At 67.0% G+C, this 12301-nt stretch carries 11 protein-coding genes; 2 read left to right on the forward strand and 9 right to left on the reverse strand.

The annotated features are described in order from the left end of the window. Positions 1-210: 210 nt before the first annotated feature. The 8 genes from QW868_RS33240 to soxX form a co-directional block, all read right to left on the reverse strand. The gene (locus QW868_RS33240) at positions 211-1929 is read right to left on the reverse strand and encodes an N-acyl-D-amino-acid deacylase family protein (protein ID WP_316232545.1); all 1719 of its coding nucleotides are present in this window, start codon (positions 1927-1929) and stop codon (positions 211-213) included. Positions 1930-2164: 235 nt separating this feature from the next. Beyond that, entirely contained in the window at positions 2165-3388 is a 1224-nt protein-coding gene (locus QW868_RS33245; RefSeq protein ID WP_316232546.1) for an MFS transporter, read from the reverse strand. A gap of 227 nt (positions 3389-3615) precedes the next feature. Further along, positions 3616-5364 carry a thiosulfohydrolase SoxB gene (soxB, locus tag QW868_RS33250; protein ID WP_316232547.1) on the reverse strand — a complete coding sequence of 583 codons (1749 nt, stop codon included), beginning with the start codon at positions 5362-5364 and terminating at the stop codon, positions 3616-3618. Between the two features lie 136 nt (positions 5365-5500). Beyond that, the gene (locus QW868_RS33255) at positions 5501-5803 is read right to left on the reverse strand and encodes a hypothetical protein (protein ID WP_315740631.1); all 303 of its coding nucleotides are present in this window, start codon (positions 5801-5803) and stop codon (positions 5501-5503) included. Positions 5804-5826: 23 nt separating this feature from the next. After that, entirely contained in the window at positions 5827-6675 is an 849-nt protein-coding gene (gene soxA / locus QW868_RS33260; RefSeq protein WP_316232548.1) for a sulfur oxidation c-type cytochrome SoxA, read from the reverse strand. Further along, the gene (gene soxZ / locus QW868_RS33265; RefSeq protein ID WP_315740567.1) at positions 6672-6983 is read right to left on the reverse strand and encodes a thiosulfate oxidation carrier complex protein SoxZ; all 312 of its coding nucleotides are present in this window, start codon (positions 6981-6983) and stop codon (positions 6672-6674) included. Before soxZ ends, soxA begins: the two co-directional genes overlap by 4 nt. Before the next feature lie 15 nt (positions 6984-6998). After that, entirely contained in the window at positions 6999-7493 is a 495-nt protein-coding gene (gene soxY / locus QW868_RS33270; protein ID WP_315797821.1) for a thiosulfate oxidation carrier protein SoxY, read from the reverse strand. Positions 7494-7510: 17 nt separating this feature from the next. Further along, positions 7511-7804 (reverse strand): sulfur oxidation c-type cytochrome SoxX, encoded by a 294-nt coding sequence (soxX, locus tag QW868_RS33275; RefSeq protein WP_316232551.1) that lies wholly within the window; start codon positions 7802-7804, stop codon positions 7511-7513. A gap of 188 nt (positions 7805-7992) precedes the next feature. On the opposite strand from soxX, the gene QW868_RS33280 reads away from it, so the two are divergent. Continuing rightward, on the forward strand, positions 7993-8670 hold the full coding sequence (locus tag QW868_RS33280; RefSeq protein WP_315740565.1) for a DUF938 domain-containing protein: 678 nt from the start codon (positions 7993-7995) through the stop codon (positions 8668-8670). A gap of 50 nt (positions 8671-8720) precedes the next feature. On the opposite strand, the gene QW868_RS33285 is transcribed toward QW868_RS33280, so the two are convergent. After that, positions 8721-10787: a prolyl oligopeptidase family serine peptidase gene (locus QW868_RS33285; protein ID WP_316232549.1), complete on the reverse strand. Its 2067-nt coding sequence runs from the start codon at positions 10785-10787 to the stop codon at positions 8721-8723. A 211-nt stretch (positions 10788-10998) separates the two neighbouring features. Between QW868_RS33285 and QW868_RS33290 the strand changes: the two genes are divergently transcribed. Then, on the forward strand, positions 10999-12231 hold the full coding sequence (locus tag QW868_RS33290) for an MFS transporter (protein ID WP_316232550.1): 1233 nt from the start codon (positions 10999-11001) through the stop codon (positions 12229-12231). Positions 12232-12301: the final 70 nt, after the last annotated feature.

Consider the following 12301-nt stretch of genomic DNA (forward strand, 5'->3'; position numbering starts at 1 on the left):
CTTCTCGGAAAAGGAGTGCGCCAACTATCTCAGAAACTCAGGATATGTTTCCGTATAAAAACAGCATGCTCTAGGCGAGATGGGGCGGCCATCGTGCCCCGAACTTTTCCCTGGGGTTATGGGTCCCGGATCGGCGCGCGCGTACCGCGCGCTTGTCCGGGATGACACCGAGGATTTCGCTGGCGGCCAGGAGCGTGACAGCCGAGAGCCTTATTGCACCCCGCTTCGCGCTCCCCTGACCAGCCGTCCCGGCCGCGCGCCCGTCGCCTCGCCCTGCCTGCGCGTCACCACGCCCGACACGATCGTCGCCTCATAGCCGTCGACATCCTGCATCAGGCGGCGACCGCCGACCGGCAGGTCGTAATGCACCTTGGGCGGATGCAGGTGCAGCCGGTCGTAGTCGATGACGTTGATATCCGCCTTGTAGCCTGGCGCGAGCAGGCCGCGATCGTCGAGGCCGACCGAGAGCGCGGTCTTGCGCGACTGCGCGGCGACGACGAAGGGAATCGGCAGTCTGTCGCCGCGCTTGCGGTCGCGGGTCCAGTGCGTCAGCAGATAGGTCGGGAAGCTGGCATCGCAGATGATGCCGCAATGCGCGCCGCCGTCACTGAGGCCGGGCACGCTGCGCGGGTCGCGCAGCATCTCATAGGTGGCATCGAGATTGCCGTCGGAATAGTTGAGGAACGGCACGTAGAGCATGCCGCGCCCGCCATCTGTGAGCATCGCGTCATAGGCCAGCTCCTCGGGACGACAGCCGCGCGTGCGGGCCTGGGCGCCAAGCGACCGTTCCGGCGGCTGCTCATAGTCCGGCGGATCGCCGAGCAGGTACATCTTGTCGTAGTTCGGCTTGAAGAACAGCGGGTCGTCGGTCGCGCTGGCCTGCTCGCCCAGGATGGCCGCGCGCAGCTCCGGATCGCGCATCCGCGCGACGCGCTCATCCAGCGGCAGATGCGCGATCGCCTGGTAGCTCGGATGCGTCTGCAGCGGGTTGCGCGACAACTCCAGCCCAAGCAGCAGCCCGACCGGGCGCGCCGCGATCTGCGCCGTCACCGACAGGCCGCGCGCGGCGGCGGCGTTGATCTCGGCCAGCGTCTGCCGCCAGCGCTGCGGCGCGCGGTCGTTCTGGGTCACCGAGAACGAGATCGGGCATTTCGTCGCGTCGGCGATGCGCAGCATCATCGGCAGGTCTTCGTGGATCGTGGAGATGTCGAGCACGAATTGCAGCACGCTGCGGCCGGCGCTGTGCATGGCCTGCGCGATCGTCGTCAGCTCGTCCTCGCCGGCCTTCAGGGTCGGTGTGTAGTCGCCGGTCGAGGTCCGATGATTGAGCGTGCGCGAGGTCGAGAAGCCGAGCGCGCCGGCCTTGACCGCATCGCGCGCCAGCGCCGCCATGGCGCGATTGTCCTCGGCGGTGGCAGGATCACGGCGCGCGCCGCGCTCGCCCATCACATAGACACGCAGCGCCGCATGCGGCAGCTGCGCGCCGATGTCGAGATCGAAGGCGCGCTTGCCGAGCCACTCCATGTAGTCCGGAAAGCTCTCCCATTCCCAGGGAATGCCGGCTTCGAGCACCGGCTCGGGAATGTCCTCGACGCCCTCCATCAGCTGGATCAGCCGCTGATGATCGGCTGGCCGGCACGGCGCGAAGCCGACACCGCAATTGCCCATGATCGCGGTGGTGACGCCGTTCTGCGACGACGGCGAGATGTCGTGGCTCCAGGTCACTTGGCCGTCGTAATGGGTGTGAACGTCGACGAAGCCTGGGGTCACAAGTTTGCCGCGTGCGTCGATCTCCTCGCGTCCGGCGCCGCCGACCTTGCCGACCTCGATGATGCGACCGTTCGAAATCGCGACATCGGCGTCGTAGAGATCGCCGCCGGAGCCATCGGCAACGGTTCCGCCGCGGATCACGAGATCTGGCTGCGTCATGGCGTGTCTTCCCCGGTCGTTGTTGTTATGGGCACATCATCGGCGGGAAGGCGATGATGTCAACATACGGGGAAGAGGCAGCAGCCTTGCGTCAGCGACCTGATTGTAGGGTGGGCAAAGCGGCGCCATAGGCGGCGCGTGCCCACCACCGCGAGCGGGATGGTGGGCACGGCGCGCGATGCTGTCGTCAATCACGACGAGCGTGCCAGGCGCCTTTGCCCACCCTACAAGAAACCTACGCCTTCGCCTTCCTCGGCTCGGTGAAGAACGCGAGCACGATGGTCAGCAGCATGAACACGACGGAGGCGCCGAACACCCAGCGCGGCGCATTCATGTCCATGATCCAGCCGAACAGCAGCGGGCTGACCACGCCGGCGAAGTTGAAGCCGGTGGAGACGATGCCGAAGGCGCGGCCGGCGGCACCCGGAGGGGCGGCGTTGCGCACCAGCATGTCGCGCGACGGCGCGATCACGCCGCTCATGAAGCCCGCGACCAGCATGATCGTCGTGAGCAGCACGGTCGGCAGGTTGATGAAAGTGATCATCAGCACCAGCACGGCGTTGATCGCATAGGCGACGGCCGCGACCAGGTTGTGATGGCGGATGCGGTCGGCGAGCTGGCCGCCGGCGAGCACGCCGACGGCGCTGGCGCCGAGGAACGCGGTCAGTGCGATGTTGGCGGTCGAGAACGAGATGCCGTAGCCGTTCATGAGCGCGACAACGCCGAAGCTGGCGATGCCGGCGTTGGACAGGCTGAGCAGCATGAAGAACACGGTCAGCAGCATCAGCATCGGAGTCAGCAGGCTGGGCTGTTTCGCCTTGCTGCCGTCGGCGCTGGTGTGATGCGGATGCGGCGGCACCTCGGGCACGTTGCCGACGAGCAGAAGCAGCGCGGCGAGCGGACCGACCAGGCCGGCCGCGATCAGCGCGCCGGAGCCACCGACGGTGGTGACCAGCGCCGCCATCACGGCGGGCGCGACCGCGCCGCCGAGATAGCCGGCGAAAGTATGCACACCGAACGCGCGGCCCATGCGCTTCTCTTCCATGTGCGCGGCCAGCAGCGCGTAGTCGGCAGGATGATAGACCGCGTTGGCGAGGCCGAGCAGCACCGCCGAGACGACAAGACTGGCATAGCTCAGGTAAACGCCGAGCATCGCCAGCGACAGGCCACCGAGCGTCAGGCCGAGCAGCAGGATGCGGCGGGCGCCGGCGCGGTCGACGAGATAGCCGACGGGCGCCTGGGTCAGGGCCGAGACGACCGCGAACACGGTGAGCGGAAAGCCGAGCTCGATGTAGCCGACGCCGAGCTTCTCCTTCAGGTAGGGAAACAGCATCGGCAGCACCAGCATGTGCAGATGGCTGACCCAGTGCGCCAGCGAGATCAGCGCCAATGTGCGCAGCGGCGAGGCGGTTCGGACCGGAGCACCGGCATGTTGCGATGCGGCAAGAACGTCAGCCATGGTCGATCCGTTTGGCTCCCGGCGTCAGTGATGGTCCTGAAGGGCGCGTTGCCGGCAAATCACCAAGGGCTGCCGAATAATGGGCGCGCGACACAACGCCACACTATCGGATTACGGTTCATTGTCCACGAACGCGCGCGCATGGCACCTGCGCGCGCCGGCCGGCGTTTTCGGTGCACGGCGACGATTCGGCCAGCCATTCTGGCGCAATGCATGCGCCACGCCGCTCAGGACAGCGATGCAAAGCCAGGATTGCCGTCGACGCCCGAGAGCGTGACCTTGTTAGTTCCGACCAGCACCAGCTGACCGTTGCGCAGGTGGCTCGCGACCACATCCCACACCGGCTTGCCGTCCTGTGCGTTCATCGAGGCCCAGCCGGCGACCTTGTAGCTCTTGCGGGCCTCCAGCGGACGGCCATCGTCGAGCGTGAGATCGGAGATGCGGCGGCCGATCGGCTCGGCGGGCGCGCAACGGTAGGACAGCCCGCCCGTGCGCACCATGTCGCCGCCCTGCTGCAGATAGGGATCGGCGTTGAACAGGTTGTCGCAGACGTCCTCGAGCACGTCCTTGATCTCTGCGCCGGTCATTCGCTGCACATAGGTCTCGGGATAGGTGATCGCGGTCTGCGCCAGCACGTCCTCCAGCAGGATGGATTGGTTCGCGAGCAGCGTCGGACCCCAGCGGAATCCGGGCGACAGCGCGATCTCGGCATCGAGCTCGCGGCGCAGCGCCGCGCAGATCAGGTCGTCGGTCGCGCCTTCGAAATTGCCGCGCCGGTACAGCAGCCGGTCCGACGTCGCGAGCTTCTCGCTCCAGGCCGCGACCTGCGGCTGCTGGGTCTGGTCGATCAGCGCCTGCATCGCAGGATCGGGCTTCAATAGCTCCGAGTAGATGGGCAGCAGCCGGTAGCGCGCGTCGGCGACGCGTCCCTTGCCGACGTCGAGATCGAGCACGGCGAGGAATTTGCCGTTGGAGCCGGCACTGGTGACGAGCGTCGCGCCCTTGGCATTGCTGACCGCGACCGGTTGCGGAACCGCGTCATGGGTATGGCCGCCGAGGATGACGTCGATGCCGGTGACGCGGCCCGCGAGCTTGAGGTCGACATCCATGCCGTTATGCGACAGCAGGATCACGGCATCGACCTTGTCGGCGCCGCGCAGGCCATCGACCAGCTTCTGCAGCTCCTCCTCGCGGATGCCGAACGTCCAGTCCGGCGTGAAGCGGCGCGGATGCGCGATCGGCACGTAGGGAAAGGCCTGGCCGATCACCGCAATGCGGGCGCCGCCAATCTCCTTGATGGTGGCCGGCTTGAATACGCGGCCGGAGCCGTGATCGAACGCCTTGGCGTCGTTGAACGCGGCCTCCTCGGTCAGGAACACGTTCTGCGCCAGGAACTCGCCCTTGAAGCGGGCGAGGTTGGCGCGCAGCGCCTCCTCGCCATAGGTGAACTCCCAGTGCCCGGTCATGGCGTCGATGCCGAGCAGGTTGGCGGCGCTCACCATGTCGGCGCCGCGCATCGCATTGGCAAGTCCGGTGCCCTGCCAGAGATCGCCGCCATCGAGCAGCACCGAGCGATGGTCGCCGGCATCGGCGCGCAGCTTGTCGACCAGGGTTTTCAGATGCGCGAAGCCGCCCATCCGGCCGAAGCGCCCGGCGTACTTCTCGAACTCGAACGAGGTGAACGCGTAAGCCTCGGCGCTGTCGGGCCGGATGCCGTAGCGGTCGAGGAAGGCGCGCTCGACCAGATGCGGCGGCCGTCCCCACATCTCGCCAATGCCGAGATTGACGCTGGGCTCGCGGAACAACAGCGGGCGAAGCTGCGCATGCGTGTCCGTGATGTGCAGGATGCGGGCGTTGCCGAATTTCTCGATGTCGTAGAGGCTGACGGTGTCGGCGGCGCGGGCGTTGCGCAGCAGCGCCGGCGCGGCGAGCGCGGCGGCAACTGATGCTTGCAGAAAGTCCCGGCGCCGAATCATGGCTCGCGTCCTAGCTTATGATGCGATTCCGTGGAATCGCACCGTGAGCTATCCCTTTGCTTGAGCATGATCTCCGCATAAACGCCTTCGGCGCTTGTGCGAGGGAAAGCCGGTTTCCACTTTTCCGGATCATGCTCTACCTGATCTCCATGTCCTTCCAGCGCTGCTTCTCGCTGGTGGCCTGGACGATCGATGCCTTGGCGAGCGCCTCGGCCTCCTGCGCCGATTTCAGCGCAGAATCGAAATTGCCGGAATCGGCTGCCTTCTTCGCGGCATTGAGTGCGGCCTGGGTCACGGTCCATTGGTTGCGCAGACGTCCGGCTTCCTTGTTGGCGCTCTCGGCCGCCGCGACAGCCGCGAGATAGTCGGCCTCCGACGCGGCCCGCGCGGAGCCGGCGCCGACCGCTGATACCATCATGGCGAACACGATCTTTTTCATGACGCTTGCTGTCTTGACATTTGTCATGGCCGCGCTCCCGGTCCTGAAACCGGCAGGCCGTTCGACACGTAGGACAGATAATATTCGAGGTTGCGGTATTCGTCCGATTGCGGCTCCAGCGGCACGGCGCGCGTCTGGCTGTTGCAGGTGACGAAGCGCCGGCTGATCGTGCCCATGCCGCTCCATTCCGAGCGGTAGATCGGCATCGCGTTGAGGATGCCGAGCGCCGGCGCCAGGATCTCTGCGCGGATCCGCTCGCCCGGGCTCTGCACATGGCAGCTCGCGCAGGAGAAGTTCAACTGGCCGCGGCGGGTATAGAAATATTCCTTGCCCTTCTCGAACGCCTCGAGCGCACGCGGATCGTCGGGGATCTTGATGTCGAAACGCTTGCCGCGCGACGTGTACGCCATGTAGGCGGTCAGCGATGCCATCTCGTCCCTGACGTAGGAGTAGGGCTGCTCGCCATTGGCCTCGCGGCAGCGGTTCAGCGCCAGCTCGAGGGTGATGACCTTGCCTTCCTTGTCGTCGAAATAGGGATAATTCTGGCGGATGCCGATGCCGCCGTTCGGGAAGCAGTCGGCATAGGTCTTGCCGTTCTTGAACGGCTTGGCGAACATCTCCTTGCCGGCATCGAGCGCGAACTCGTAAGGCGGAAACTGCTCCTTCTCCTCCCACTGCTTGCGCATGTCGGCGTTCATTGAATACGGCCCGTTGACGAAATCGTCGAACGCCACCTTCGGAAACTTCTTGATGAAGTAATCCTGGAACGCCTTGGCGTCGGCAGCCGGGTTCGGCTTGTCCGCGGCCGCAGCGCCGGAGGCGCCGAGAGCGAGCGCGGCCGCGATAGTCAGCGCGAGGCGCAGCGCCCTCATTGGATCGTCGCCGTCAGGCTGTCGGTCGCGCCCTTGCTGTCGACCCAGCTCACCTTGAGCTCGTCGCCCTTGGCCGCGCCCTTGAAGGCGAACTTGACATAGGGGTCCTTCGACACCGCGGTGCCCCAATCGGCCAGGAACACCGTCTTGTCCTTGTGCACGAAGGTGAGCTGCTGGATGTAGTGCGCCGGGATCAACTCGCCCTTGGCGTCCTTGACCAGGCCCGTATCCATCGGGTGCTGGATCAGGGTCTGGACCTCGGCGATGTCGCCGTTCAGGACGGCGCGGACGCGGATGCTCGATGCCATGATGATCTCCTGACCTTAGCCGCCGCAGCCGCCGACGGTGACCTTGACCTCCTTGGTCGCGCTGTAGAGCTTGCCGCCGGATTCGACGAGCGCGATCACGTTGGAGGTCTTGGCCATCTTGAGCCGGTTCGCCACGGCGGGCACGGTGCCCTCGGGGATGTGGTACGACGCCGCCAGCGCGAACGGATTCTCGCTGACGATGAAGGCGATCGAGGTCACGTTCGGCAGCGACGTCGTCACCGCGATCGGCACCACGCCGCCGTTCTCGGCGATCTCTGGCGCGTCGAGCTTGATCTTGTCGGACGCTTCGTGGTCGCGGCCGTACAGCGCCTTGACCGCGTCAGGCGCATTCTTCTGCTTGAAGGCATCTTCCGGATATTTGTTGTCGTTGGTCGCGGCGAAGGCGGGCGCGGCGTGCAGCACGGCGTTGCCGAGGCCGATCAGCGCGACGAGGCCGGCGCCCTTCAGGAACAGGCGGCGGTGGGCCAACGGGCCGAACGAGGCAGTCATGGCGGTCTCCAACGGAATCAGAGGGTCTGCAGGAAGTCGACGATGGCGCTGATTTCCTGCTCGGTCAGGATGCGGTTGCGGCCGAACGGCGGCATCACCGTCAGCGGATTGCGCCTGGTCTCGTCGTTGAGAATCGCGATCAGCTCGGCGCGGTCGTATCTTGCCTTGAGGTTCTCGAGCTTCGGGCCGATCGAGCCCGGCAGGTCGCCGCCGTTGATCTCGTGGCAGGTCAGGCAGTTGCCCTTGCCGCGGTCGAAGGCGAGCTTCTGGCCGTCGACGGCACCGGACTGGGCGTGAGCGGCCATGGACATGGCGAGCGAGAGCCCCATCGCCAGGGCGGTACGCAGGACAGGTGTGATCAAGGTGGAGTTCCGACGTCTCGGTGATCTCGGCAATATAGGCGCTGCAAAGCATAAAGACCATCGGCTGACAATGCAGCTATGGTGGCCGCCGCAACGCGGTTAACGAGGCCGTTCAAGGGGCGGTCGGGAGAATGGGCATGGCGGAGTATGTCGTGGAGTTCGGCCGGGACGGCCGGCCGGTGGAACCGGACGGACGGCTGGACGCGGCCGCCTTCCACCGCAACCACCAGCCGATCTGGGCGGTGCTGGGACGGCTGCTCGCGGGCAAGACCGGCGACGTGCTGGAGGCCGGCAGCGGCACCGGCCAGCATGTCGTGCATTTCGCCTCCCAGCGGCCGGATCTGACGTGGTGGCCGAGCGATCTCAACGCCAATCACCTCGCCAGCATCGCGGCGTGGCGAAGGCATGCCGGGCTGTCGAACATCCGTGATGCCCAGCGCATCGACCTGTCAGATCCCGGCTGGCCTGCGGCGTTCCGCGCCGCGGGCGGGCCTTCGCAGCTCACCGCGATCTTTTGCGCCAATGTGATTCACATCGCGCCGTGGTCGGTGGCGGAGGGATTGTTCGCCGGCGCCGGGCAGGCGCTGTCGGCGGACGGCGTGCTCGTGCTCTACGGCCCGTTCAAGCGCGCCGGCAAGCACACCGCGGTCAGCAATGCCGTGTTCGATACCTCCCTGCGCGAGCACAATCCGGACTGGGGGGTGCGCGACATCACCGACCTCGAAGCGCTTGCCGCGCGCCACGGGCTCGCCTTGCGCGAGACGATAGAGATGCCGGCCAACAATATGATCCTGGTGTTCGCGCGGGCTGCTTGAAGGCTGCGTCGTCGCCCTCGGCGCCGCGCGATGACCGTGAAGAGAGCCGTTTACGCCATCTCCCGCCCGACATGTCGCGCCAGAAACCGCGTGCCCAACGTGATGAAGCCGGCGCGCTCGCGGTTGTCGGTGCCGTAGCCATGGCCGCCGGCGGCGGGTTCGTAGAACCAGGCATCGTAGCCCATGGCCTGCAGCTTGGCGGTCATCTTGCGCGCGTGGCCCGGATGGACGCGGTCGTCGCGCCGCGTGGTCGCGATCAGGATCGGCGGATAGGGCTGGCCGGGCATTGCGGTGTGATAGGCCGAGTAGGTCGACAACCAGCTCCAATCCTCGTCGCTGTCGGGATCGCCATATTCGGCGATCCAGCTCGCGCCGGCGAGCAGCTTGCTGTAGCGGCGCATGTCGATCAGCGGGATGGTGCAGAACAATGCGCCGAAGCGCTCGGGGTAGCGCACCAGCATGTTGGTGATCAGGATGCCGCCATTGGAGCCGCCTTGCGCCGCGATGCGCTTCGGCACCGTGACGCCGCGGCGGACGAGGTCGGCGGCGACCGCTGCGAAATCATCATGCGCGAGCCGCTTGCCGGCATAACGGCCGGCGTCGTGCCAGGCGGTGCCGAACTCGCCGCCGCCGCGGATGTTGGCCTCCACGAGCGTGCCGCCACGTTCGAGCCACAGCTTGCCCAGCGCCGCATTGTAGGCCGGACGGAGCGTGTGACCGAAGCCGCCATAGGCGCTCATGTGCACCGGCGCGTCGCCTGTCAGCTCGGCCGGCCCGGTCTGGGTGTAGGGAATACGCTCGCCATCCACCGAGATCGCCTCGTGCCGTGTGACGACGTGCCCCTCGGCGCTGAAGGTGCGCGGCGCCTGCTTCAGGATCGCGGGTGCAGCGAAGCTCTCGATCAGCTGCAGCGACGGCGGCGTCAGCGGATCCTGGATGTTGGCGAGCAGGTCGCCATTGCTTTCCGCCTCGTCGGTGTCGAGCCGCCAGACGTCGACCGTCGCGATCTCCGGCAGGCCGGGGAGCCGCTCGCAGCTCCACTCCCTCGGTGAAGGCGTCCACACCTCGAACCTTGCCCTGAGCTCGTCGAGGATCGACAGCACCAGCCGGTCGCCGGCCCAGGACAGGCCCTGCAGCGCGCGTCGCTGCGCCGGCTCGAACACCCGGGTGAAATCGCGGCGTCCGGCAAGGAATGCTGACAGCCGGAGGCCGAGCACCACATCTGCAGGATGGGTGACCTCGCCGACGGTCCAGGGCTGGCGCAGCTTGACCGCCATCCAGTCGCCATGCGCTGACATCCAGCAGTCGGTCGGCAGGTCGAGCTTGGTCCGCGCGCCGCTGCCGTCGCCGAGCCATAGATGCTGGTTGAAGAAGTCGATGCCCTCGGCGAACCACACCCGCGCCGGCGCGACGCTGCGATCGACGCCGACATGCACCCATGTCGACTGGCTGCCTTCGGCGGCGAAGATCACCTCCGCCTGCTCGACCGGCTGGCCGCGCCGCCAGCGCCGCACCGTGCGTGCGTAGCCCGACGGCGTCGCCATGCCCGGGCCGAATGCGCTCGCCAGCAGCAGCGTGTCGGCATCGAGCCAGGCGACGCTGCCCTTGGCTTCCGAGAGCGTGAAGCCGTCCGTGACGAAGTGCTTCGTCGCGAGGTCGAACTCGCGCAGCACCACGGCGTCGCTGCCGCCGCGCGACAGGCTCAGCATGGCGCGCTCATGCGCCGGCGGCAGGCTCGAGACCCCGTTCAGCGCCCAGTCCTCGCCTTCGTCGGCAGCGAGTCGATCGATGTCGAGCAGGTCATCCCATTGCGGTTGCGCCTCGCGGAACTCCGCCATCGTCGTGCGCCGCCACAAGCCGCGCGGATGCGCCGCGTCCTTCCATTGATTGTACAGCAGCCCGCCGCGGCGGCTCACGAACGGGATGTTGTCCGGCCGATCCAGGATGGCGGCGAGTGCGTCGCGGTCGCGTTCGAAGGCCGCATCGCCGAACGCGGCGAGCGTGCGCTGGTTCTGCGCCGCGACGAACGCGAGCGCGCGCTCGCCGTCGATCTCCTCGAGCCACAGATACGGATCGTCATCGGGCGCCGCGATGGTCGGACGATCGTCGATTGACATGGCTCAAGCTCCGCGGGCGCCGTTGACGCGAGAATACCGCCGGCTTGATTAGCCGGGCCGGCCGGGAGTGTCGAATCACGCTCCGTGGCGCGTTCGCCGCCCGCATGGCTTGTCTCCGTTCGCGCCCGTTGCCTCGGGCGCGCGCTTCCCGCAATAGTGCGGCCAAACGAGCAAGGCGGGAGCGTGCGCCCCACGCCTCCGGATACCCGAGATGATCGATCTGACCGTGAGCGAAGACACCTCCGATGATGCCCGCGCCCGCCGCAACGTGGCGCGGCTCGCGGCCGCCCAGGCGCTGACCGGCGCGAACTCGGCCGTGATCTTCGCCACCGGCGCGATCGTCGGCGTCACCATCGCGCCGAGCATCGGGCTCGCGACGGTGCCGATCTCGATGTATGTCGTCGGCCTCGCCGCCGGCACCCTGCCGACCGGCGCGATCTCGCGCCGCTATGGCCGCCGCGCGGCCTTCCTGATCGGGACCGGCTGCGGCGCCGTCACGGGCGTGCTCGGCTGCCTCGCGATTCTGCGCGGCTCGTTCGCACTGTTCTGCCTGGCGACGTTCCTCGGCGGCCTCTATGGCGCCGTCGCGCAATCCTATCGCTTCGCGGCGGCCGATGGCGCCAGCGTGACGTTCCGGCCCAAGGCGGTGTCGTGGGTGATGGCGGGCGGCATCTTCGCCGGTCTGCTCGGTCCGCAGCTCGTGCAATGGACCATGGACGTCTGGCAGCCCTATCTGTTCGCATTCAGCTATCTGATCCAGGCGGCGGTCGCGCTGGTCGCGATGGGGATCGTCGCCGGCGTCGATCTGCCGAAGCCTGAAGCTGCCGATCTCCATGGCGGCCGGCCCCTCTCGGCGATCGTGCGCCAGCCGCGCTTCATCGCAGCCGCCCTGTGCGGCACCATCGCGTATCCGGTGATGAACCTGGTGATGACCTCGGCACCGCTGGCGATGCAGATGTGCGGGCTCACGGTGTCGGATTCCAATTTCGGCCTGCAATGGCACATCGTCGCGATGTACGGCCCGAGCTTCTTCACGGGATCGCTGATCGCGCGCTTTGGTGCGCCCGTCATCGTCGCGGTCGGCCTCGCGCTGGAAGCGGTCGCAGCGGTGATCGGTCTGTCCGGCCTCACCGCGATGCATTTCTGGGCCACGCTGGTGGCGCTCGGGGTGGGGTGGAATTTCGGCTTCGTCGGCGCCTCCGCGCTGGTGCTGGAGACGCATACGCAAGCCGAGCGCAACAAGGTGCAGGCGTTCAACGATTTCCTGATCTTCGGCCTGATGGCGCTGGGCTCATTCTCGTCAGGCCAGTTGCTCGCCCATTTCGGCTGGTCGGCGGTCAACCTCGTGGTGTTTCCGCCGGTGCTGCTCGGCCTGTGCGTGCTCGCGCTGGTGTGGTCGTCGAAGCGAAGGCTTGCGACGGCGGACGGAGCGGAGCGGGGTTAGTACTACTGCGTCACAAATTTCTTCTTTTTGGCTTCGGGACAAGACCGCAACATGGGCATCGAGGCAAGGT

The sequence above is a fragment of the Bradyrhizobium sp. SZCCHNR1051 genome (assembly GCF_032489615.1).
Lineage (GTDB): Bacteria > Pseudomonadota > Alphaproteobacteria > Rhizobiales > Xanthobacteraceae > Bradyrhizobium.